The 21,266-nt window shown below is 60.3% G+C and carries 22 protein-coding genes; 16 read left to right on the forward strand and 6 right to left on the reverse strand.

The window, feature by feature from the left end; all coding sequences use genetic code 11:
* The first annotated feature begins 109 nt into the window (after nt 1-109).
* The 4 genes from QRN46_RS04445 (at nt 110) to QRN46_RS04460 (ending at nt 4,227) form a co-directional block, all read left to right on the forward strand.
* Nucleotides 110-1,207, forward strand: coding sequence for a polyamine ABC transporter substrate-binding protein (locus tag QRN46_RS04445; RefSeq protein WP_041475453.1), 1,098 nt, complete (start codon nt 110-112; stop codon nt 1,205-1,207).
* 73 nt (nt 1,208-1,280) lie between these two features.
* Entirely contained in the window at nt 1,281-2,423 is a 1,143-nt protein-coding gene (locus QRN46_RS04450; RefSeq protein WP_007953506.1) for an ABC transporter ATP-binding protein, read from the forward strand.
* A 35-nt stretch (nt 2,424-2,458) separates the two neighbouring features.
* Nucleotides 2,459-3,340 carry an ABC transporter permease subunit gene (locus QRN46_RS04455; protein ID WP_170844921.1) on the forward strand — a complete coding sequence of 294 codons (882 nt, stop codon included), beginning with the start codon at nt 2,459-2,461 and terminating at the stop codon, nt 3,338-3,340.
* Nucleotides 3,337-4,227, forward strand: coding sequence for an ABC transporter permease subunit (locus tag QRN46_RS04460; protein WP_007953503.1), 891 nt, complete (start codon nt 3,337-3,339; stop codon nt 4,225-4,227). The genes QRN46_RS04455 and QRN46_RS04460 overlap by 4 nt, the downstream gene beginning before the upstream one ends.
* A 58-nt stretch (nt 4,228-4,285) precedes the next feature.
* Here QRN46_RS04460 and QRN46_RS04465 read toward each other — a convergent pair whose 3' ends face one another.
* Nucleotides 4,286-4,927, reverse strand: coding sequence for an HD domain-containing protein (locus QRN46_RS04465; RefSeq protein ID WP_039765393.1), 642 nt, complete (start codon nt 4,925-4,927; stop codon nt 4,286-4,288).
* A gap of 189 nt (nt 4,928-5,116) precedes the next feature.
* On the opposite strand from QRN46_RS04465, the gene QRN46_RS04470 reads away from it, so the two are divergent.
* Nucleotides 5,117-6,082 carry a GlxA family transcriptional regulator gene (locus tag QRN46_RS04470; RefSeq protein WP_285354329.1) on the forward strand — a complete coding sequence of 322 codons (966 nt, stop codon included), beginning with the start codon at nt 5,117-5,119 and terminating at the stop codon, nt 6,080-6,082.
* A gap of 7 nt (nt 6,083-6,089) precedes the next feature.
* Here QRN46_RS04470 and QRN46_RS04475 read toward each other — a convergent pair whose 3' ends face one another.
* Nucleotides 6,090-8,501, reverse strand: coding sequence for a penicillin acylase family protein (locus tag QRN46_RS04475; protein WP_285354330.1), 2,412 nt, complete (start codon nt 8,499-8,501; stop codon nt 6,090-6,092).
* Between the two features lie 254 nt (nt 8,502-8,755).
* On the opposite strand from QRN46_RS04475, the gene QRN46_RS04480 reads away from it, so the two are divergent.
* The 4 genes from QRN46_RS04480 to QRN46_RS04495 are packed head-to-tail and all read left to right on the forward strand — an operon-like array spanning nt 8,756 to nt 11,691.
* Nucleotides 8,756-9,667: a hypothetical protein gene (locus QRN46_RS04480; RefSeq protein WP_285354331.1), complete on the forward strand. Its 912-nt coding sequence runs from the start codon at nt 8,756-8,758 to the stop codon at nt 9,665-9,667.
* A complete protein-coding gene (locus tag QRN46_RS04485; RefSeq protein WP_285354332.1) occupies nt 9,664-11,130 on the forward strand; it encodes an S-type pyocin domain-containing protein in 1,467 nt (488 codons plus the stop codon). Before QRN46_RS04480 ends, QRN46_RS04485 begins: the two co-directional genes overlap by 4 nt.
* Nucleotides 11,123-11,374 (forward strand): bacteriocin immunity protein, encoded by a 252-nt coding sequence (locus QRN46_RS04490; protein ID WP_064380002.1) that lies wholly within the window; start codon nt 11,123-11,125, stop codon nt 11,372-11,374. The genes QRN46_RS04485 and QRN46_RS04490 overlap by 8 nt, the downstream gene beginning before the upstream one ends.
* Nucleotides 11,375-11,397: 23 nt before the next feature.
* Nucleotides 11,398-11,691, forward strand: coding sequence for a bacteriocin immunity protein (locus QRN46_RS04495; RefSeq protein ID WP_236195744.1), 294 nt, complete (start codon nt 11,398-11,400; stop codon nt 11,689-11,691).
* A 67-nt stretch (nt 11,692-11,758) separates the two neighbouring features.
* Here the strand turns inward: QRN46_RS04495 and QRN46_RS04500 are convergent, their stop codons facing one another.
* Nucleotides 11,759-12,334, reverse strand: coding sequence for a DUF6436 domain-containing protein (locus tag QRN46_RS04500; protein ID WP_285354334.1), 576 nt, complete (start codon nt 12,332-12,334; stop codon nt 11,759-11,761).
* Nucleotides 12,335-12,431: 97 nt separating this feature from the next.
* Here QRN46_RS04500 and bipL point away from each other — a divergent pair, with 97 nt between their 5' ends.
* Nucleotides 12,432-13,382, forward strand: coding sequence for a phospholipase BipL (gene bipL / locus QRN46_RS04505; protein ID WP_285354335.1), 951 nt, complete (start codon nt 12,432-12,434; stop codon nt 13,380-13,382).
* Nucleotide 13,383: 1 nt separating this feature from the next.
* On the opposite strand, the gene QRN46_RS04510 is transcribed toward bipL, so the two are convergent.
* The gene (locus tag QRN46_RS04510; RefSeq protein WP_011336435.1) at nt 13,384-14,136 is read right to left on the reverse strand and encodes a DUF2059 domain-containing protein; all 753 of its coding nucleotides are present in this window, start codon (nt 14,134-14,136) and stop codon (nt 13,384-13,386) included.
* A 108-nt stretch (nt 14,137-14,244) separates the two neighbouring features.
* On the opposite strand from QRN46_RS04510, the gene QRN46_RS04515 reads away from it, so the two are divergent.
* Complete coding sequence (locus tag QRN46_RS04515) at nt 14,245-14,877, forward strand: 2OG-Fe(II) oxygenase (RefSeq protein WP_011336434.1); 633 nt, start codon at nt 14,245-14,247, stop codon at nt 14,875-14,877.
* A 1-nt stretch (nt 14,878) separates the two neighbouring features.
* Nucleotides 14,879-15,364 carry a 2-thiouracil desulfurase family protein gene (locus QRN46_RS04520; RefSeq protein WP_011336433.1) on the forward strand — a complete coding sequence of 162 codons (486 nt, stop codon included), beginning with the start codon at nt 14,879-14,881 and terminating at the stop codon, nt 15,362-15,364.
* Nucleotides 15,365-15,375: 11 nt separating this feature from the next.
* Here QRN46_RS04520 and QRN46_RS04525 read toward each other — a convergent pair whose 3' ends face one another.
* Nucleotides 15,376-15,954, reverse strand: coding sequence for a transporter substrate-binding domain-containing protein (locus QRN46_RS04525; protein WP_011336432.1), 579 nt, complete (start codon nt 15,952-15,954; stop codon nt 15,376-15,378).
* A 134-nt stretch (nt 15,955-16,088) separates the two neighbouring features.
* On the opposite strand from QRN46_RS04525, the gene QRN46_RS04530 reads away from it, so the two are divergent.
* Entirely contained in the window at nt 16,089-16,514 is a 426-nt protein-coding gene (locus tag QRN46_RS04530; protein ID WP_011336431.1) for a DUF4399 domain-containing protein, read from the forward strand.
* Nucleotides 16,515-16,576: 62 nt separating this feature from the next.
* On the opposite strand, the gene serA is transcribed toward QRN46_RS04530, so the two are convergent.
* Entirely contained in the window at nt 16,577-17,806 is a 1,230-nt protein-coding gene (serA, locus tag QRN46_RS04535; RefSeq protein WP_007953487.1) for a phosphoglycerate dehydrogenase, read from the reverse strand.
* A 204-nt stretch (nt 17,807-18,010) separates the two neighbouring features.
* Between serA and QRN46_RS04540 the strand changes: the two genes are divergently transcribed.
* The 3 genes from QRN46_RS04540 (at nt 18,011) to QRN46_RS04550 (ending at nt 21,231) form a co-directional block, all read left to right on the forward strand.
* Complete coding sequence (locus QRN46_RS04540) at nt 18,011-19,405, forward strand: D-2-hydroxyglutarate dehydrogenase (RefSeq protein ID WP_285354336.1); 1,395 nt, start codon at nt 18,011-18,013, stop codon at nt 19,403-19,405.
* Nucleotides 19,406-19,445: 40 nt separating this feature from the next.
* Nucleotides 19,446-20,111, forward strand: a complete 666-nt coding sequence (locus tag QRN46_RS04545) for a fumarylacetoacetate hydrolase family protein (RefSeq protein ID WP_007953483.1) — start codon at nt 19,446-19,448, stop codon at nt 20,109-20,111.
* 196 nt (nt 20,112-20,307) lie between these two features.
* Nucleotides 20,308-21,231, forward strand: a complete 924-nt coding sequence (locus QRN46_RS04550; protein ID WP_285354337.1) for an SdiA-regulated domain-containing protein — start codon at nt 20,308-20,310, stop codon at nt 21,229-21,231.
* The last annotated feature ends 35 nt before the right edge of the window (nt 21,232-21,266 follow it).

The following is a 21,266-nucleotide window of genomic DNA, read 5'->3' on the forward strand; positions in this document are numbered from 1 at the left end:
CTGGAACGGTTTTTCGAAGGTAAGTTGCGCGCCGGTTTTGTTGCCGGGCAACCGTGACTGTCATGCAGCACGGGGCAACTTGGGCCCAACTAAATCAGAGGACCTCCACTTGCCTATTTTTTCTTCTTTGCGCAATGCCCTGCTGGCCGCTGCCGGCCTGACGTTCGCTGTCGGTGCCCAAGCCGCCGGTACTGTGCATATTTATAACTGGTCGGATTACATCGGCGAGACCACCCTGGCCGATTTCCAGAAAGAAACCGGGATCAAGCCGGTCTACGACGTGTTCGACTCCAACGAAACCCTGGAAGGCAAGCTGCTCGCCGGGCGTACCGGCTACGACGTGGTCGTGCCGTCGAACCACTTCCTCGGCAAGCAGATCAAGGCGGGCGCGTTCCAGAAGCTCGACAAGGCGCAACTGCCGAACTATTCCAACCTCGATCCGGTGCTGCTCAAGCGCCTGGAACAGAACGATCCGGGCAACCTGTACGCCGTACCGTACCTGTGGGGCACCAACGGCATCGGCTACAACGTCGATAAAGTGAAGGCCGTGCTCGGCGTCGACAAGATCGACTCCTGGAGCGTGCTGTTCGAGCCGGAGAACATCAAGAAGCTGCACAGCTGCGGCGTGGCGTTCCTCGATTCGGCCGATGAAATGATGCCGACCGTGCTCAACTACATGGGCCTGAACGCCAACAGCACCAATCCCAAGGATTACGAGAAGGCCACAGCCAAACTGCTGGCGGTGCGTCCGTACGTGACTTACTTCCACTCCTCGAAATACATCGGCGATCTGGCCAACGGCGACATCTGCGTGGCCATCGGTTTCTCCGGCGACATCTTCCAGGCCAAGAATCGCGCCGAAGAAGCCAAGAAGGGCGTGAACATCGCCTACTCGATCCCGAAAGAGGGCGGCGCGCTGTGGTTCGACATGCTGGCGATTCCGAAGGATTCGGCCAACGTCAAAGAGGCCCACGCCTTCATCAACTATTTGCTGAAACCTGAGGTGATCGCCCAGGTCAGTGATTACGTCGGTTACGCCAACCCCAATCCGGGTTCGGACAAGCTGATGGAGCAGTCCATCCGCACCGACGAGTCGGTTTATCCACCGCAGGCCGTGCTCGACAAGACCTACGTGTCGATCGAGTTGCCGCCGAACATTCAGCGTTTGATGACCCGCAGCTGGACCAAGGTCAAGTCGGGTAAATAGCTTCAACGTACAAACTATCCTGGGTTCGTCTTGCGTGGGCGAACTGCACTCTTTTTTTCTGGGAGTTTTGTAAATGGCAGTTGCCTCCGGCGCCTATAAGAAAGCCCTCGAGGGCGACCAGACACCGAAACAGGTGCTGGTCAAAATCGACCGGGTCACGAAGAAGTTCGACGAGACGGTTGCCGTGGACGATGTGTCCCTGGAAATCAAGAAGGGCGAGATCTTCGCCCTGCTCGGCGGTTCGGGATCGGGCAAATCCACTCTGCTGCGGATGCTGGCAGGGTTCGAACGGCCCACGGAGGGGCGCATTTTCCTCGACGGTGTCGACATCACCGACATGCCGCCGTACGAGCGACCGATCAACATGATGTTCCAGTCCTACGCCCTGTTCCCGCACATGACCGTGGCGCAGAACATCGCGTTCGGCCTGCAACAGGACAAGATTCCCAAGGCCGAGATCGACGCCCGCGTGGCCGAGATGCTCAAGCTGGTGCAGATGAGCCAGTACGCCAAGCGCAAGCCGCACCAGTTGTCCGGCGGTCAGCGTCAGCGTGTGGCATTGGCGCGTTCGCTGGCCAAGCGGCCGAAACTGCTGCTGCTCGATGAACCGATGGGTGCACTGGATAAAAAACTGCGTTCGCAGATGCAGCTTGAGCTGGTTGAGATCATCGAGCGCGTGGGTGTGACCTGCGTGATGGTGACCCACGACCAGGAAGAGGCCATGACCATGGCCGAGCGCATCGCGATCATGCACCTGGGCTGGATCGCCCAGATCGGCAGCCCGATCGACATCTACGAAACCCCGACCAGCCGTCTGGTCTGCGAATTCATCGGTAACGTGAACATCTTCGAAGGCGAAGTGATCGACGACGCCGAAGGCCACGCGACCATCACCTGCAAGGACCTCGACCGGCAGATCTACGTCGGCCACGGCATCAGCACCTCGGTGCAGGACAAGTCCGTGACCTACGCGATCCGTCCGGAAAAACTGCTGGTCACCGCCGACCAGCCGACCTGCGAATACAACTGGTCGAGCGGCAAGGTGCATGACATCGCCTACCTCGGCGGTCACTCGGTGTTCTACGTCGAATTGCCGAGCGGCAAGCTGGTGCAGTCGTTCGTGGCCAACGCCGAGCGCCGTGGTGCGCGTCCGACCTGGGGCGATCAGGTCTACGTCTGGTGGGAAGACGACAGCGGCGTGGTACTTCGCTCATGAACATGCGCAAATTCAAACGCCGGCTCAATCGAATAATTCCCGGTGGCCGCCAGTTGGTCATCGGGGTTCCGTTCATCTGGCTGTTCCTGTTCTTCATGCTGCCGTTCTTCATCGTCCTGAAGATCAGCTTCGCCGAAGCGGACGTGGCCATTCCGCCGTACACCGAGATCTACACTTACGCCGAGCAGAAGCTGCAACTGCTGCTGAACCTGGGCAACTACGCGATGCTCGGCGACGACGAGCTGTACATCGCCGCCTACCTCGGCTCGCTGAAGATGGCATTTTTCAGCACGCTGCTGTGCCTGTTGATCGGTTACCCGATGGCCTACGCCATCGCCAGCGCCCGCAAAGAGCTGCAGACGGTGCTGGTGCTGCTGATCATGATGCCGACCTGGACCGCGATCCTGATCCGCGTGTATGCGTGGATGGGCATCCTCAGCAACAACGGCCTGCTCAACGGTTTCCTGATGAGCATGGGGTTGATCGACGAGCCGCTGCAGATCCTCAACACCAACCTGGCGGTGTACATCGGCGTCGTCTACTCGTACCTGCCGTTCATGATCCTGCCGCTGTACGCCAACCTGGTGAAGCACGACACCAGCCTGCTGGAGGCCGCTTCCGACCTCGGTTCGAGCACCTTCAACAGCTTCTGGAAAATCACCGTGCCGCTGTCCAAGAACGGCATCATCGCCGGCTGCATGCTGGTGTTCATCCCGGTGGTGGGCGAGTTCGTGATCCCGGAACTGCTCGGCGGTCCGGAAACCCTGATGATCGGTAAAGTGCTCTGGCAAGAGTTCTTCAACAACCGTGACTGGCCGGTGGCGTCCGCCCTGGCGGTGGTGATGCTGGCGATCCTGATCGTGCCGATCATCCTGTTCAACCGCAGTCAGGCCAAGGAAATGGAGGGTAAAGAATGAAGCGCTTCCGTTTCTCCAGCCTGATGCTGGTGCTCGGTCTGTTGTTCATCTACCTGCCGATGCTGATCCTGGTGATCTACTCGTTCAACGCCTCAAAACTGGTGACGGTGTGGGGCGGCTGGTCGGTGAAGTGGTACGTCGGCCTGCTCGACAACTCGCAACTGATGGGCTCGGTGGTGCGCTCGCTGGAAATCGCCTGCTACACCGCGATTGCCGCGGTGGCGCTGGGTACGCTGGCAGCCTTCGTGCTGACCCGCATCACCCGCTTCAAGGGCCGCACGCTGTTCGGCGGCCTGGTCACCGCGCCGCTGGTCATGCCTGAGGTGATTACCGGTCTGTCGCTGTTGCTGCTGTTCGTGGCGATGGCGCAGATGATCGGCTGGCCGCAGGAGCGTGGCATCGTCACCATCTGGATCGCCCACACCACGTTCTGTGCGGCGTATGTGGCGGTGGTGGTGTCGGCGCGTCTGCGTGAGCTGGACCTGTCGATCGAAGAAGCGGCGATGGACCTCGGTGCGCGTCCGTGGAAGGTGTTCTTCCTGATCACCATCCCGATGATCGCGCCGTCGCTGGCGGCGGGCGGCATGATGTCGTTCGCGCTGTCGCTGGATGACCTGGTATTGGCGAGCTTCGTCTCCGGCCCGGGTTCAACGACCCTGCCGATGGAAGTGTTCTCGGCGGTGCGTCTGGGCGTGAAGCCTGAGATCAACGCCGTGGCCAGCCTGATTCTGCTGGCGGTGTCGCTGGTGACCTTCCTGGTCTGGTTCTTCAGCCGCCGTGCCGAAGAAGCCCGCAAGAAAGCGATTCAGCAGGCCATCGAAGAGGGCGCTGCGGATTCGTGGAAGCAACCGGACGTGCGCCGGGCGCCGACGCCGGAAGCGGCTTAAGTCTGCGGATACAAAAAACCTCGCGACCGGTCACGGCCGCGAGGTTTTTTTATGCCGGTCAGGAAACCCAGGGCGACTGGCGAATCACTTCGACGAAGTTCATCGGCTTGAACCCCGGCGCCTGATCCTTCAGCACATCGGTCTTCACATTGCCGAACGTGGTCTGCGGACGATGACGCAAGCCGTCGGCGAACGCGCAGATGATGCATTCCTTGAAGCCCTCGCCCCGTGGGTGCGCATGCACCACCGCCTCACGCTGCACCGTGGTGAACGCCGCGTAGTCCATGCCCAGCACGTCCATCTCGACGCCTGCGGTCACCAGCGCCACGGTCGGGCGCAGATGCTTTGGCACCCCCGGCGTGGTGTGCAGGGCGATCGACAGCCACACCTGCTCGATGTCGTCGTCACTCAACCCGTACGGTTTTAGAAACGCGGCGGCTGCGTTGGCGCCATCGACCTCGAAGCGCTCGTCGTCGCTGCGGTGGCCTTCGACCAGACCCAGGTCGTGGAACATCGCGCCGACGTACAGCAGCTCCGGATCGTAGGCCAGTTGCTGGCGTTCTCCACTCAAGGCACCGAACAGAAACACCCGGCGCGAGTGGTGGTAAAGCAGGTCGGATTCGATGTCGCGGATGTATTCGGTGGTGGCCCGGGCGAGGGCGCTGTCGGGGATCCGGATACCGGCGATGGTCGTGGTCATGTTGAGCTTCCTCGTCGAAAACGCCGTCACGGCGCTGATGGGGAAAGTCTGTTCCCGGGGGCCAGACCGAACAATCGATCCATGGCTGCGATCCTTGCCATTGCACCTGCAAATCGTGCCAGCTCGCTTCTGCGGCGAGGATTGGCTAGGGTTGGCGCTGATCCGCCATTTCCCGGAGCCCATATCGCCATGAACAAAACCGTCGCCATCGTGGTGTTCCCCGGCGCGCAGGCGCTGGACGTCGGCGGGCCGATGGACGTGTTTGCCGAGGCCAACCGCTTCCTGGCGCCGGAGGATCATTACCGGCTCGACGTGATCGGCGTCGAGCGCGGGCCGATGGCGTGTTCCAACGGGCTGACCCTGAGTGCGCATCGGCACTTCAGCGACGTGCAGGACGCTTACGACCTGCTGCTGGTGGCCGGTGGGCCGCAGTTGCCGTTCCTGGATTTCGGCGAGGCGTTCGATGTCTGGCTGCGCGAGGCCTGTGGACGGGCGCGGCGATTCGGCTCGATCTGCAATGGCGCATTCATGCTAGCCCGTGCCGGGTTGCTGGACGGGCGCACGGTCACCACCCACTGGAACGACGCCGAAGCGCTGGCGCAGTTGTGCCCGTCCAGTCGGGTCGAGGCCGATCGGTTGTACGTCGAGGACGGCCAGCTCTACACCTCGGCGGGGGTGACGGCGGGGATCGATCTGTCGCTGTACCTGTTGGCGCGTGACTACGGGGCCGAGGTCGCGCTGAGCGTGGCCAAGCGGCTGGTGGTGTTCACCCAGCGCTCGGGCGGGCAGTCGCAGTTCAGCCCGTTCCTCACGCCGCATGCCGAGCCGACGTCGGCGGTGGCGATGGTGCAGTTGTATGTGCTGGCCAATCTTACCGGCGACCTGACCATCGCCGACCTGGCGAACGCGGCGAACATGAGTGCGCGGAATTTCTCTCGGGTGTTTGCGAGGGAGGCGAAGGTCACCCCGGCGGAATTCGTCGAGCGAGCGCGGGTGGATGCGGCGCGGGTGATGCTCGAAAGCACCACGGCGCCGCTGAAGACCGTGGCGTATCAGTGCGGGTTTCGCGATGCGCAACATATGCGCAGTGTGTTCAACCGGCGGCTGGGGGTGACGCCGCAGCAGTTCCGGCTGAATTTTGCGGCGATGGTTTGAGCGGCGCTTATTGCGCCGCTCGCGCCGGCAACAGCTTCAAGGTACTGCGCGTATTCGCCGTCACCTCTTCCTCACTGAAATGCGCCTGCACATACATCCCGTCCACATACGCCTCTGCCTGATCGTCATAGTGGCTGTCGAACGGCACGCCGCTCTGGCCCACCGGGTTGATGGTCAGGCTGTGAGCCGGATCAGCGAAGTCCACCAAGCGCCGGGTCGACGGGCCGTAGGTCACCGGCCACGGCGCCGGGCCGATCTTCGCCGAGAGGTTGTTCGGCACTTCATGGGAGCCCGGTGCGGCGAAGGGGCCGACGTTGAAAATGCGATCCAGCGGCTTCTGCTGACCCAGCGGATGACCATGGGTCAGCGTATGCGCCTTGCCCCATTGCCAGCCGGAAGCGTCGTCGCCGAGGGTCGACTTCAGGTGGGCCATGCTCGCCTGCCACGCGGCGCGCACGGTGTCGACGCGGGTCTCCTTGTTCGGCGTGCTGCGGTTGTCCCACCACGGTGAATCGGCATTCGCCGCGAGCCGGGGCAGTGCCGCATCGATCACCCGGGTCGACAGCAGGGTTTCGAAGAAATCATTGCCCAGCTCATCGCGCATTGCCGCGTCGGCGAGGTTGAACAGGAACTGGTTGAACACCGTCGCACTGACCGAATCCAGCGGATAGTCGCCTTGCCACTGGGCCAGTTGCTCGATCAGCTTCTGCTCGGCGGGATTGCCCGCCACTTCACGCAGCACCGGCAGCAACGGCGCCAGCAGACGCGGACCGTAACCGGTGGTGGTGCCCAGTTGCAGCTTCTGGTTGGCCTCGTTGTCCCATTTCACGTTCTTGTCGGCGAGCTGGCGGTTGAGCTGCTGGCCACGGTCGGCGAGGTTGTAATAACCGGGAATCTCCATGCCGGTCGGCGACACGGGCTGGAAGTTGGCCGAGACGATATAGCCCCGCGCCGGGTTCTCTTCCTGCGGGTTGGCGCTGAACGGGAAGTAGCCGTCCTTGTCCGCCTGATTGCCGCTGCCGTCGAGAATGAACCCAGGCTTCACCCCGGCCGGCCGTTTGGGCAGCAGCGCCGAGGCCCACCACGCGATATCGCCCTTGGCGTTGGCGTAGACGATGTTCAGCCCCGGTGCCTGCACCTTGGCCGCTGCGGCGCGGGCCTTGGCCAGGGTGTCGGCGCGGTTGAGCTGGTAAAAACCTTCGAGGATCGGGTTCGGTGTTTCGAGGAACGCCCACCACATCGCAATCGGGGTTTTCCCTGCGGCTGTACCGAGGGCGTCGTTGACGATTGGGCCGTGGGGCGACTGGCGCAACGTGATGGACATCGGGGCCTGGCCTTTCACCGCGATCTGCTGCTCGGTCTTGACCATGTCGGTCCACTGGCCGCGATACCAGACCTGATCCGGGTTGTCCGGATTGACCTTCTCGGCGATCAGATCGAGGTCGTCGTTCTGGAACATGGTCAGGCTCCAGCCGAAATCCAGGTTGTGGCCGAGAAACGCGAACGGCACCAGCGCCTGATGATGGCCGTAGAGTTCAAAACCCGGCGCCGACAACTGCGCCTCGTACCACACCGACGGCACCGAAAAACGAATGTGCGGATCGCCGGCCAGCAAAGGCTTGGCGCTCTTGCTGTGGCTGCCGGCGATCACCCAGGCGTTGCTGCCTTCGAACTGCGGCAGACCGTTGTCGATCAATGCCTGCTCGCTGACGCGGGCGAGGGTGTTCAGGTCTTTCCAGTCTTCGGCAGCGAGGGCCGGTGCGGTGCCGGCGTGGCCCTTGGCGAGCACGCCCTTGGGTTGCCAGTCGAGGTCGAACACGTTGAGGTAATCGGCGCCCAGTTGATCGCGTACGTAGGTCAGGAGCGGTTCGGTGCGAAACGCGGCGGCAAAGCTGTAGGCCATGTAGCCGGCGACGCTGATGCTGTCCTCGGCGGTGAACGGCCGCTTGGGGATGCCCAGCACGTCGAACTCGACAGGGGCGGCGTGCGAGTCCTGATATTGATTGATGCCGTCCAGATAGGCTTGCAGGGCCTTCCACGCCGGTGACTGCTTGTCGAGGGCGGCCACGTAACTGGCGGCCCGCTCGCGGATGCGCAGGCTGCGGAACAACTTGTCGGTGTCGAGCAGTTTCGGCCCGAGCACTTCGGCCAGTTCGCCCCGGGCGAGACGGCGCATGGCCTCCATCTGAAACAGGCGATCCTGGGCATGCACATAGCCGAGGGCGCGATAGAGGTCGGTTTCGTTTTCGGCACGGATGTGCGGCACACCGCGCTCGTCGTAACGCACGGTCACCGAGCCTTGCAGGTTGCGTAACTCCACCTGGCCCTGACGCGTCGGTTGCTTGCTGTAGAGGTAACCGCCGACCCCGATGGCGGGAATGACGATCAGCAACGCAAGTACGGTCAGGCCTTTTTTCATGAAAAATCTGCTCCCTGTCGTTCTATTTATATGAAGGCATTGATGCTGCTGATCTAGTTGAAGATCGCAACCGGGATTTCATAACACAGTATTTCTTGAATAGGAAGTTTCCTTCAGGTTTTCGGGAAGTGCACTACAAGTTTGTTGTTGCTGCGTTTAACGGGGCGGGCCTATAAAAGACCTCGAGAAAAAGCAGAGGAATAAAACGAATTTTGCGAATTCGATACATGGAATAACTGACATGGAGAAGTCGTATGAGTGATATTGAAAATTATCTTGGACCTCACAAGCAGACCGGGCCGGGCAGATATGAACTGGCGCCAATACCCGTCAAGGGGGTGGCGCCAGTTCGATTGGGACAGGGTGGGTTTTTCTCGGGAAGTTGGGGGTTGAATGAAGGGCCGCATAGAGGGACGGGCCAAGGGTCTGGGAAACTTGATCCGTTAACTCCATTCATCTGGAATGATTTGATGCAGGAGCAACAGAATGCTCAGGCATATATTGATCTTGAGTATGCTGGAGTATTCAGCAATATCGGCGCGGCATCAAATAATGAAGTAGAGAGGGCGAGGCAAGCAGCCAGTGCTGGACTTTCTGCGGCTCAGAAGGTCAAGGCTGATCAGGAAATAACCATTCAGGTTATTCATTCAAAGTTGTTGGAGTATCGGGCTCATACCGAGATCGCTTACTCGCTGTATGGACATAATCCATTTTTCCTGATGAAGGATTTGTCCTTCAAGAAGATACGAGACAGTCTGGCATTGCCGGTTCCGGATGTTTCCGTCGCCTATGCGGCCATCGACAGGGCCTATCGCTCGGCAATGGAGCTCCGGCGCCTTTCCTGGGTGATGGCCATTATCGCCAATCAACTTCCGGAACTGGCCGCAAGAAGAAGCCAGGTTGAAGCCGCGACTCAAACCACGAGGGACGCCCAGCAGATTCTTTCTGCCGAAAGGTTATCCGTGGTGAATCTGGAAACGAATATTCGCCTGCATTTCCTGCCGGGTTTTCTGGTTGAAAGAATCGCCGCTGCAGCGGGCTCAACCGGCGGCAGTCTCTCTCAAACACTCACGAATTATAAAATCGCAGCGGACAACATTCGTGCTGTCGAGCAGGCAGCCGTCCGGCCCTATGCAATCGCCAATCCGGCGATCAACGCCCGTTGAGCAAGCCTGAGCTCGAAGCGCTGAAGAACCTGGTCGACTTGCAGGCCACTACCGATCTGGGCAAGCGCTGGCAGGACTATTACGCTTCACTCCTGCACTCGGAAAGTGCCCGGCATATGGCAGCGGCGGCGGACGCATTTGCCGGTCTGATTGCCCGCGCCCAAGAGGCGGAGCGTCTGCAGGAGCAGATACGCATTGCCCGGGAGCTAGAGGCCCGGCATTTGCAGGAGCAGGCGCGTATAGCCGCGGAGGTTGAAGCCAGGCGTGTTGCCGAGGAACAGGCACGTATTGCCGCCGAAGCAGAGGCAAGGCGCCTTGCCGAGGAACAAGCGCGAATAGCGGCAGAAGCCATTCGCAACGCCCATACCTTCCGCGCGCCAGGTGCCGCTTCGGCGACAGGGCCGTTGTTCATGACTTCAGCTGGAGTCGTGGCAGTTGCCGAGGCTGCTGCGGCCAGTCTGCAAGCGGCGGTTCGCAGCGCCATCGCCGGGTTGGGCAGTCTTGCGGCCAGTGTCGGGGCTGGCGCGGTCGTCGGTGTTTCAGCGTTGGTCTACTCGTCGAAACTGGGCAACGGCGAATTGCCGGACCGTTACGCCTTCAGCACGCCGCTGTCGGACCTCGCGCCCGACTTCGCGCCAGATCTGCACGCCATCGCGGCGGCTGGCGGTACGGTTGACATGCCTTTCCGCGTCAGTTCAAAGACCGACGCGTACGGGCAGTCAGAGGTTTTTGTCGTCAAGACCGATGGGCGGAATATTCCGTCGGCGGTCAGGGTGGTGGCGGCTTCCTACGACACCGAACGCAACGTCTACACCGCGACCACCTCCGATGTTCCACCACGCACCCTGACGTGGACCCCGATCGTCAATCCGGGAAACAGCTCGACGACCTCACCGGCCGGGCAGCCGGATGTGCCTGCCTATACTGGGGCGACGGTAGTCCCGGTAGAGGGACGCTTCGATTCGTTCCCGGGCGTTTTCGAAGCCGGATTCGATGACTATGTTCTGGTGTTCCCGCAGGACTCCGGGCTGCCACCGAACTACACGATGTTTCGGGATCGGCGGGAGGATCCGGGTGTCGCATCAGGTGTGGGGCAGGCGGTATCGGGCAACTGGCTCGGAAGCGCATCGCAGGGCGAAGGCGCGCCGGTGCCGGCGCAGGATGCCGATCAGTTGCGAGGGCGGGAGTTCAGGAATTTTCGGGCGTTTCGGGAGGCGTTTTGGAAGGCGGTGGCTGGGGATCCGGAGTTGGCGGCTCAGTTTGATCGCAGCGCCCTAGCTAGTATGAAAGACGGCCAATCGCCTTTTGTTAAAGAGAGTGAGCAAGTTGGAAAGCGTGTGAAAATTGAGTTGCATCACAGGAAATATATTTCTGAAGGTGGCGGGGTTTATGAGGTTGACAACATAGTCGCAATGACTCCACGGAGACATATTGGTATGCATAGAGGGTCAGGTAATGATTAAGTTAATTAACGAAATGTCAGAGTCGGAGTTTCTGAAGTTTGTTACGAGAATTTATGACAACGACTATGAAAGTGAAGAGGAACACATCGATGCTGTTTTCGAGTTTAAGGCCTTGAGTGAGCATCCATCTGGATCGGATCTGATTTTTTATCCGGAGCCAGGAAAAAGTGGGCCGGCAGCTGTAGTTGCAGAGGTCAAGGCGTGGCGTGCAGCTAACGGAAAATCTGGTTTTAAAGAGGTTTGATATTCATAAGTGTGGTTGTGCCCCTGGCAGTTTTGCCAGGGGCTTTTTTACAGGATGGTGGTGGCTTGTTAAATATTTCGGACTATACGGAAAGAGAGTTTTTGGATTTTGTAATCTCAATTTGTGATGCTAGTGCTCGAACAGAGGAGGAAGATGTAAAGCTGGTATTGGAATTCAGGCGGTTAACAGAACACCCGGACGGCTCGGATCTTATCTACTACCCAAGAGATGATAGGGATGACAGTCCTGAAGGGATTGTAAAGGAGGTTAAAGAATGGCGCGCTGCTAATAACAAACCGGGATTCAAGGCGGTTTAGTTTTCAAGTGTCAATATGTCTCTGGCGTCTTTGGTTGATGCGGTTTTTATTGTCAGTGCGAAGCCGTTCACTCCCCACTAATCCACGGGCAATAACACCCTACCGCCAACGTATGAGTCGCATTGACCGGACGATCATCACTCAACGCTTGCAGGATCGGTTCGATAAAACTGTTGCTGGAGTTGCACGTCAGACCTTCGCTGTACGGGCCGAAGTACGCCAGTCTGCCGCTGCGGTCCCAGATCGCCACGGCCGGGCTGGCGGGAATCTGCTCCGAACCGGGCAGCACCGCGATGGTTTTAAGATTGCTTAGGGTGGCGGGCAACTGGCCGTGGCTGCCGGCCTTCTGCACCGCGAAGAATTCCACGCCCTTGGGGCCGAACTGTTCGACCATCTCGGTCAGGTGCTGCTGGTTGCCGACGTTGCATGGGCAGGCCGGGTCCCAGAAGTGCACCAGACGGATGTTGCCGGGGCCAGCGAGGTCGGCGGGCAGGCGCAGCGGGTCGCCGGAAAACACCGCCGTGTGTTCGCTGAAAGCCCTCAGGTAGCGGCCCTGAAACCAGTCGTATGCGGCCCACAGCACGCCGGCGCAAACGATGGCGAGCAGGCTGGCAAACAGTGCGGTGCGGTAGGGCGAACGCATGGTTTTGATTCCTTGGGAGCGCGCTAGCTTGCCATGCTTGCTTCTACAGATGAATATCGCAGGCCGATAAAGTCTGTTTACCCTTCTGGAATTGCCCATGTCTGTTGCCTTCGATCCCGATCATCTGCGTGCGAGCCTCAAGCCTCTGGCCGAGTGGCAGCCGTTGTCCGAGGAGGCGAAGGCGTATCAGCGGTTCTACAAGACCGACTTTCCGGAGCGTGATGTCTGGCGTGGCATGGGCCGGTTCGACATCGATGGTTATGAGCTGGTCAGCCATTGCTGGTGGCCGGCGGAAACGGCCAAGGCCACGCTGTTTCTGGTGCACGGTTTTTATGACCACACCGGGCTTTACCGGCATGTGATCGAGTGGGCGCTGGATCAGGGTTTTGCGGTGATTGCCTGCGATCTGCCGGGGCATGGTCTGTCCAGTGGCGAGCGGGCGAGCATCCGCGACTTCTCCGAGTATCAGGATGCGCTGCAAGGCCTGTTCGCCGAGGCGCGTTCGATTGCACTGCCGCAGCCGTGGCATTTGTGCGGGCAAAGCACCGGCGGGGCGATCATTGTCGATCACGTGCTCAATCATGGCGAAAACAGCCCGGCGCAGGGGCAGTTGATTCTGCTGGCGCCGCTGGTGCGTCCGCGTGCCTGGGGCTGGTCGCAGTTCAGTTATTACCTGCTCAGGCCCTTTGTCAGGGGCATCGCCCGGCGTTTCAGCGAGAACTCCAACGACCCGGATTTCCTGCCGTTCCTGCAGGCTGATCCGTTGCAGCCAAAACGCTTGCCGACCGCGTGGGTCGGGGCGTTGTCACGCTGGATCAACCGGGTGGAATACGCGAAGAAAAGTCCGCGCCGGCCACTGATCGTTCAGGGCCAGGCGGACATGACCGTGGACTGGCAGCACAACCTGCAAGTGTTGAAGTGGAAGTTCGACCGGCCACAGATTCTGTTGCTGGCCGAGGCGCGGCATCACCTGGCCAATGAAACGGCGGAAATGCGCGAGGAGTATTTCGAGTTCTTGAGCAAGCGGATCAAGGGCCGCAACCCCTAGATCACTGGCTGAGGTTCGAGGTGCTCTGGCCCACGGCGAGCCCGGCGCGGATCGCTGCCAGCGCGGCCTGATAGTAGGCCTTGCCTTCGGTGGATTCGGCAAAGGTCGCGAACTCTTCCAGCTCTTCATCCGACAGGTCGCGATAGACGTAGAGCAGCGTGTTGTTCAGGTCGGCGCCGATCTGATCCATCAGGCGCTGGCGTTGACCGTTCAACATGCCCTGGGCCTGACCGCCGCCGAGCAGGCCGGGGATCATCGAGCTCAGGCTGTCCGCCGCCACGCCGGCAATCGCCAGGCTGACTTCGGCACCGGCTTCACGGGCGGGCAGGGCCTGGGCGAGGTGGCCGATGATCAGCAGGCGGCTGTCGCTGGCCGGCATCTTCGGCAGGCCCTTGGCGTTCTTTGCCAATTGATCGCGGCGGGTCGCCAGCAGTTCGGCGGCGACGATCTTCTTGCCCAGCGGTGACTGAAAGAACGACAGGGCCGGTTGCGGATCGGCAAGGTTCTTGCGCAGTTGCGCTTCGGCCCGTTGATCCACAGCCTGAGGGGCGAAGCGCTGGTTGCTGTTGTTCACCAGCGCCTGAAACACCGCCGGCGGCAGGCTGTTCTGGTAACGCTGCTGCGCGGCACTCAGGGCGTCGTTGAAATGCGCGCGTTGTTCTGGCCAGCCGGCGACCTTGTACAGCTGGTCGTGGCCGTCCGCCCAGGCGGGCAAAACGCAGAACATCAACAGTGAAAAAAGCAAACGGCGCATAAGGACTCCTGTCGGCAGCCGACTATTCTCCGTGCGGTGCCAGTACTTGTCGAGAATTCGTATCAAGCCGCCGCGTGGCTCTGTCGGATTTCTTGCCGCAGGCATACTATGCGCGCCATGCAAATATCCTCTGATCACCCGCTGCTGTTACGTATCGTCGACGACCTGGCCGAGCGCGGCTGGTCGCAGCAGAACATTTTCCTGCCTGCGGATTTGACCCGCGCACTGGCGGCCGAGTGCCGCAAACGTGACGCCGAAGGTGAACTGGCGCCGGCGGGGGTCGGACGTGGCCCGTTTACGGAGATCCGCGAGGGGATTCGTGGCGACCATATCCAATGGATCGACCCCGGTCAGGCCGAGGCCAGCGACCGCTACCTGAACCTGATGGACAGCTTGCGCGAAGCGCTCAACCGGGGCCTGTTCCTCGGTCTGGAAGACTTCGAGTGCCACTTCGCCCTGTACCCGCCGGGTGCTTTCTATCGCAAGCATGTCGACCGTTTTCGCGACGATGACCGGCGCATGGTCTCGGCGGTGATCTACCTCAATGACGGCTGGCTGCCGGAGGATGGCGGGCAACTGCGCATGTACCTGGAGCATGATCGCGTTCATGACGTGCAGCCTACGGGCGGTTGTCTGGTGGTGTTTCTCTCCGGCGAAGTCCCTCACGAAGTATTGCCAGCCAGCCGCGAGCGGCTGTCGCTGACCGGCTGGTTCCGCCGCCGTGGCAACGAGCCGTTCTGAGATGCACAGGATTCTTGTGAGCCGCTGCCTGCTGGGCCATCGCGTGCGTTACGACGGTGGGGCCAGCGGGCCGTTCGATCTGCTGGAGCAGTGGATCAGCGAAGGCCGGGTAGTGCCGCTGTGCCCGGAAGTCGCCGGTGGTTTGCCGACGCCACGAGCGGCGGCGGAAATTCCGGGCGGGCAGGGCAGCGAGGTGCTGGACGGGCACGCCTCGGTGATCACCTCCGAGGGCGAAGACGTCAGTGCGCAGTTTCTCGACGGTGCGCGGCAGGCGTTGGCGCTGGTGCAAAAGCACGGGATTCGGGTGGCGGTGCTCAAGGCCAACAGCCCGTCGTGCGGGAATCTGTTGACCTATGACGGGACGTTCAGTGGGGTGAAGGTGAGTGGCGAAGGTGTCACGGCAGCCTTGCTCAAGCACCATGGGGTGCAGGTCTTCAGCGAACTCGAGCTGCCGCAAGCCGCACAGGCCCTCAGCTTGCTCGACTAGTCACGTTCACTTCAGTTTTCCGTAGCCTGCACGCTCAACCATTTTTTCGACAACGCCTCCAGCCGCCCATCCGCCCTGATCCGCTGCAAGGCATTCTCCAGGCTCGCGTGAAACGCCGGATTGCCCTTCTGGAACGGGATCGCCAGTTCAACCGGTGGCCCGATCTTTGGTTTCTCTTCCGTCAGCGTCTGTACCAGCACCATCGGCCGGGGTTGTTCGTCCTTCTTCGCCAACAATTGCGCATTGACCTGCGTGTAAGGCTCGCTGACGTCGAAACGATCCTTGAGTTCCGGGGTCAGTGCTATGTGGTTGAGCGCGACGTCGTACTTGCCGCTTTCAACGCCCTGGAGCAGATCGGCCTCGTCGGTGACGATGAAGTCGGCGCGCACATCCAGTTCGTTGGCCAGCAGTTGCCCAAGCTCGACCTCGAACCCCGTGAGCGTGTCGCCGTCCTTGAAGTTGAAGGGCGGTGTATTAGCCTCAAGGGCTATGCGCAACTCGCCACGGTCGTTGACGTCATCAATCAGTTCGGCGTGAGCCAGAGGGCTCAGAAGGGGAAGCAGGCAGATCAGGCCAGGCAGAAAACGCATGGTCACTCCTTTGAAATCATTGTCGCGGCCTGTTTTCCAGGCTCGCTTTGCTATGGTTGTCGAGTGCCTTCGACAACGAATGGTCATGAAGTTGTCATGACCGTGCGGATTTTACGGAAAAACTGGAGAAGAAAATGAAAAGCTTTATGTCACGTGCAGCGTTGGCCGGTGTGCTGATGGGTGTTTCGGTACTGGCCAGTGCGGCCACACCGGCACCGAAGGGCGCCGAAGTGTTCATCGTTTCTCCCGAGGACGGAGCCACGGTTCAGCAGACCTTCACGGTCAAGTTCGGTGTAAAGGACATCGCGCTGGCACCGGCCGGTGACGTCACCAAGAACACTGGCCATCACCATCTGCTGATCGATGCCAAGGAAATCGTTCCGGCCGGCTCCGTCGTGCCGACCGATGCCAACCACATGCACTTCGGCAAGGCGCAGACCCAGGCCGACATCAAACTCGCGCCGGGCAAGCACACCTTGCAGCTGGAGTTGGGTGACAGCGGCCACATGGCCTTCGATCCGCCGATCGTGTCGAAGAAGATCACCGTCAACGTCGAATGACGTTTTCGCGTGCATTAAAAAGGGAGCCCGAAGGCTCCCTTTTTTTGTCGCTCAGCGACGGATCAGAACAACACACGGCTTCGGATGGTGCCGTTGACGTGTTGCAGCTTCTCTTGCGCCAGTTCCGAGTACTCGGCGTCGACGTCGATCACGACGTAGCCGACCTTTTCGTTGGTCTGCAGGAACTGACCGGAGATGTTGATGCCGTTTTCGGCGAAGACCTTGTTGATCTCGCTCATCACACCCGGGATGTTCTCGTGGATGTGCAGCAGGCGGTGCTTGCCAGGGTGCGCCGGCAGGGCCACTTCCGGGAAGTTCACCGACGATACCGAAGTACCGTTGTCGCTGTACTTGACCAGTTTTTCTGCCACTTCCAGACCGATGTTGGCCTGCGCTTCAGCGGTGGAGCCGCCGATGTGCGGGGTCAGGATCACGTTATCCAGGCCACGCAGCGGGCTTTCGAACTCTTCGTCGTTGGAGCGCGGCTCGACCGGGAACACGTCGATGGCGGCGCCGATCAGGTGCTTGTCCTTGATCGCAGCGGCCAGGTGATCCAGTTCGACCACGGTGCCGCGTGCAGCGTTGATCAGGATGCCGCCCTTCTTGATGGCGCGGATTTCCTTCTCGCCGATCATCCACTGGGTCGCAGCGGTTTCCGGAACGTGCAGGGTGACGATGTCGGACATGCCCAGCAGCTCGTGCAGGTTGCCGACCTGGGTCGCGTTGCCCAGTGGCAGCTTGGTCACGGTGTCGTAGAAGAACACCTGCATGCCCAGACCTTCCGCCAGGACCGACAGCTGAGTACCGATCGAGCCGTAGCCGACGATGCCCAGTTTCTTGCCACGGATCTCGAAGGAGTTGGCTGCGGACTTGATCCAGCCGCCACGGTGGCAGGAAGCGTTTTTCTCAGGGATGCCGCGCAGCAGCAGGATCGCTTCGGCCAGCACCAGCTCGGCCACGGAGCGGGTGTTGGAGTACGGTGCGTTGAACACGGCGATGCCGCGCTCGCGGGCCGCTTCCAGGTCGACCTGGTTGGTGCCGATGCAGAAACAGCCGACAGCGACCAGCTTCTTCGCGTGATCGAAGATCTCTTCGGTCAGCTGGGTGCGTGAGCGAATGCCGATGAAGTGAGCGTCAGCGATCTTTTCCTTGAGCTGGGCTTCCGGCAGGGAGCCTGTCAGGTATTCGATGCTGGTGTAGCCCGCCGCCTTGAGGACGTCGACAGCCGATTGGTGGACGCCTTCGAGAAGAAGGAACTTGATCTTGCTCTTATCGAGAGAAGTCTTGCTCATCTGCGTAAACCTGTATCCCGGAGAAAAATGGCAGGAAATGGTCAACAGACATTGACCTGGACGACAAGAAAGCCGTCACCGCAGAACCGGCCTTGGGCACTGGCCTGCGGGGTCGGTATGCTAGCATAGCCACCCCGCTAAACACTCATTCCTGCGACGTGAAGCGTTCTCAGGATGACCATGAATTGTTCGAGAGTTCCGTCGATGACCAATCCTGCCCTGATTGATGAACTGAAGACCCTGGTCGAGCCTGGCAAAGTCCTGACCGATGCCGACTCCCTGAACGCTTACGGCAAGGACTGGACCAAACACTTCGCCCCGGCGCCCAGCGCCATCGTGTTTCCCAAGACCATCGAGCAGGTGCAGGCCGTCGTCCGCTGGGCCAACGAACACAAAGTCGCGCTGGTGCCGTCGGGCGGGCGCACCGGGCTCTCCGCCGCAGCCGTGGCGGCCAATGGCGAAGTGGTCGTGTCGTTCGACTACATGAATCAGATTCTCGACATCAACCTGACCGACCGCACCGCCGTCTGTCAGCCGGGCGTGGTCACCGAGCAATTGCAGAACGCGGCCGAAGAACATGACTTGTACTACCCGGTGGACTTCGCTTCGGCCGGTTCCAGTCAGATTGGCGGCAACATCGGCACCAATGCCGGCGGGATCAAGGTCATTCGCTACGGCATGACCCGCAACTGGGTCGCAGGCATGAAAGTCGTGACCGGCAAGGGCGATGTGCTGGAACTGAACAAAGACCTGATCAAGAACGCCACCGGATATGACCTGCGCCAGCTGTTCATCGGCGCCGAAGGCACCCTGGGTTTCGTGGTCGAGGCCACCATGCGTCTGGACCGTGCGCCGAAAAACCTGACCGCAATGGTCCTCGGCACCGCCGATTTCGATTCAATCATGCCGGTACTGCACGCCTTTCAGGGCCGGCTCGACCTGACTGCGTTCGAATTCTTCTCCGACAAGGCCCTGGCCAAGGTCATGGGCCGTGGCGATGTCCCGGCGCCGTTCGAAACCGACTGCCCGTTCTATGCCTTGCTGGAATTCGAGGCGACCACCGAAGAAGTGGCCAACACCGCCCTGGAAACCTTCGAACACTGCGTGGAGCAGGGTTGGGTGCTGGACGGCGTGATGAGCCAGAGCGAAACCCAGTTGCAGAACCTGTGGAAGCTGCGCGAGTACATCTCCGAAACCATCTCCCACTGGACACCGTACAAGAACGACATCTCGGTCACCGTCTCGAAAGTCCCTGCATTTTTGCAGGAAATCGATGCGATCGTCGGCGAACATTACCCGGATTTCGAAATCGTCTGGTTCGGCCACATCGGCGACGGCAACCTGCACCTGAACATCCTCAAGCCGGACAACCTGCGCAAGGACGAGTTTTTCGCCAAGTGCGCCACCGTCAACAAGTGGGTGTTCGAAACCGTCGAGAAGTACAACGGTTCGATTTCCGCCGAACACGGCGTGGGCATGACCAAGCGCGACTACCTGACCTACAGCCGCTCACCGGTGGAAATCGAATACATGAAAGCGGTCAAGGCGGTGTTCGACCCGAACGGCATCATGAACCCGGGCAAGATTTTCGCGGTTTGATTGGCAATCCCTGATGAATCAATGAAGGCAGGAGTCGGTAATGAGCTATCAGCACCAGTATGTCGACGGTACGCGGATTCATTTTCCGCTGGGGAAAGTGGTGTGCATCGGCCGTAACTACGCCGAACACGCCAAGGAACTGGACAACCCGGTGCCTACCGAGCCGTTGCTGTTCATCAAGCCCGGCAGTTGCGTGGTGCCGCTGGAAGGCGGTTTCAGCATTCCGACCGAGCGTGGCTCGGTGCATTACGAGGCGGAAATCGCCGTGTTGATCGGCAAACCGCTGTCGACCAAACCGAGCCGTGAAGAAGTGCTGGACGCGATCTCCGGTTTCGCCCCGGCGCTGGACCTGACCCTGCGCGACAAGCAGGCCGAGCTCAAGTCCAAGGGTCTGCCGTGGGAAATCGCCAAGTCGTTCGACGGCGCGGCGGTGATTGCACCGTTCGTGGTCGGCAGCACCTTCGCCGACCTGACCGACATCGGTATCCGCCTGACCATCAACGGCGAAGTGCGCCAAGACGGCAACAGCAGCGCGATGCTCAACCCGATCGTGCCGATGATCCAGCACATGGCCGGCTGCTTCTCGCTGCAGGCCGGTGACGTGATCCTGACCGGTACGCCAGTGGGCGTTGGTCCGTTGAATGTCGGCGATGAGATCGTGCTGGAACTGCCCGGCGCCAGCCGCTTCACCAGCAGCGTTCGCTGACTGCAATTCTGAGTAAAGCAGTGGGAGCGAGCTCGCTCCCACATTTGTTTTGTGTTGCAGCTCGCAAACACATAAGGCATTCCAGCCATTTACCGTTTTTTTCACATCCTGTCCGGATAATTCCGGTCATTCTGGCGTCTGAGCCGGCCTCTTTGTGCTATTACCCGTAGCCTGAATTTTCGGAACGCGTCCTTCGATGTCATCTCAAACTCAGCTCAAACCTGCTCGCCGTTCACGCTTCGCTCTGCGTTGGTATTCCTGGCTTTTGTTGGTAGCCGCCGCTGCGTACGGGCTGGCGTTTGCCATGCATTGGGATGACCGTGGCCTGTTGTGGGTGCTGGAGCGTTTCGAAAGCCCGGCCGAGAAACAGGAAAGCGTCTGGCTCCCGGACTACCGGGTGGTCATCGACGCCAAGCTGCTGCCGGGCATGGAAAAGGACGAAGCTTCGGACCTGTCCTACAATCCGCAGACCAAAACCCTGTTTTCAGTGATGGGCAAGAATCCGTTTCTGGTGGAGCTGACCCTGCAGGGTGACGTGCTGCGCAAGATGCCGCTGGTGGGCTGGAGCAATCCGGAAGGCCTGACGGTGATGGAGAACGGCTTGATGGCGATTGTCGATGAGCGCGAGCACCTGCTCTCCATCGTCAAGGTCGATGCCGAGACCCGCGAGCTGAAGCGTGATGATTTCCCTAAATACGACCTCGGCCCGTCGAAAGATCAGAACAAGGCCTTCGAAGCCATCACCTGGGACGCCCGCAATCAGCAACTGCTGCTGGGCGAAGAGCGTCCGCCCGCACTGTTCACCTGGAAAAGCGACGGCAGCCAGACGCTCAAGGGCGACAAGCAGAAACTCGACAGCGACGAACTGGACCTGCGCAACCTCTCGGCCCTGGCAATTGACCCGCGCACCGGCCACACCCTGGTGTTGTCCGCCGATTCGCATTTGCTGCTGGAACTCGACGAGAAGGGCGAACAAGTCAGCTTCATGACCCTGCTCGGCGGTTTCAACGGCTTGAAGAAAACCATTCCCCGCGCCGAAGGCGTGACCATGGACGAGGCGGGCACGCTGTACATGGTCAGCGAGCCGAACCTGTTCTACCGCTTCGAAAAACAGAAGTAACGACTCTCACAGCAATTGCAGATCTGTGCAGTTGT

It is taken from the genome of Pseudomonas sp. lyk4-R2A-10, from assembly GCF_030209075.1.
Lineage (GTDB): Bacteria > Pseudomonadota > Gammaproteobacteria > Pseudomonadales > Pseudomonadaceae > Aquipseudomonas > Aquipseudomonas glycinae.

What these genes read in the sequence shown, in the direction of transcription:
- QRN46_RS04500 (WP_285354334.1), bottom strand. Translation starts at nt 12,334, where the DNA reads ATGCGTTCGCCCTACCGCACCGCACTGTTTGCCAGCCTGCTCGCCATC.
- QRN46_RS04550 (WP_285354337.1), top strand. Translation starts at nt 20,308, where the DNA reads ATGTCATCTCAAACTCAGCTCAAACCTGCTCGCCGTTCACGCTTCGCT.
- QRN46_RS04520 (WP_011336433.1), top strand. Translation starts at nt 14,879, where the DNA reads ATGCACAGGATTCTTGTGAGCCGCTGCCTGCTGGGCCATCGCGTGCGT.
- bipL (WP_285354335.1), top strand. Translation starts at nt 12,432, where the DNA reads ATGTCTGTTGCCTTCGATCCCGATCATCTGCGTGCGAGCCTCAAGCCT.
- QRN46_RS04530 (WP_011336431.1), top strand. Translation starts at nt 16,089, where the DNA reads ATGAAAAGCTTTATGTCACGTGCAGCGTTGGCCGGTGTGCTGATGGGT.
- serA (WP_007953487.1), bottom strand. Translation starts at nt 17,806, where the DNA reads ATGAGCAAGACTTCTCTCGATAAGAGCAAGATCAAGTTCCTTCTTCTC.
- QRN46_RS04475 (WP_285354330.1), bottom strand. Translation starts at nt 8,501, where the DNA reads ATGAAAAAAGGCCTGACCGTACTTGCGTTGCTGATCGTCATTCCCGCC.
- QRN46_RS04525 (WP_011336432.1), bottom strand. Translation starts at nt 15,954, where the DNA reads ATGCGTTTTCTGCCTGGCCTGATCTGCCTGCTTCCCCTTCTGAGCCCT.
- QRN46_RS04470 (WP_285354329.1), top strand. Translation starts at nt 5,117, where the DNA reads ATGAACAAAACCGTCGCCATCGTGGTGTTCCCCGGCGCGCAGGCGCTG.
- QRN46_RS04515 (WP_011336434.1), top strand. Translation starts at nt 14,245, where the DNA reads ATGCGCGCCATGCAAATATCCTCTGATCACCCGCTGCTGTTACGTATC.
- QRN46_RS04460 (WP_007953503.1), top strand. Translation starts at nt 3,337, where the DNA reads ATGAAGCGCTTCCGTTTCTCCAGCCTGATGCTGGTGCTCGGTCTGTTG.
- QRN46_RS04545 (WP_007953483.1), top strand. Translation starts at nt 19,446, where the DNA reads ATGAGCTATCAGCACCAGTATGTCGACGGTACGCGGATTCATTTTCCG.
- QRN46_RS04490 (WP_064380002.1), top strand. Translation starts at nt 11,123, where the DNA reads ATGATTAAGTTAATTAACGAAATGTCAGAGTCGGAGTTTCTGAAGTTT.
- QRN46_RS04510 (WP_011336435.1), bottom strand. Translation starts at nt 14,136, where the DNA reads ATGCGCCGTTTGCTTTTTTCACTGTTGATGTTCTGCGTTTTGCCCGCC.
- QRN46_RS04480 (WP_285354331.1), top strand. Translation starts at nt 8,756, where the DNA reads ATGAGTGATATTGAAAATTATCTTGGACCTCACAAGCAGACCGGGCCG.
- QRN46_RS04465 (WP_039765393.1), bottom strand. Translation starts at nt 4,927, where the DNA reads ATGACCACGACCATCGCCGGTATCCGGATCCCCGACAGCGCCCTCGCC.
- QRN46_RS04540 (WP_285354336.1), top strand. Translation starts at nt 18,011, where the DNA reads ATGACCAATCCTGCCCTGATTGATGAACTGAAGACCCTGGTCGAGCCT.
- QRN46_RS04450 (WP_007953506.1), top strand. Translation starts at nt 1,281, where the DNA reads ATGGCAGTTGCCTCCGGCGCCTATAAGAAAGCCCTCGAGGGCGACCAG.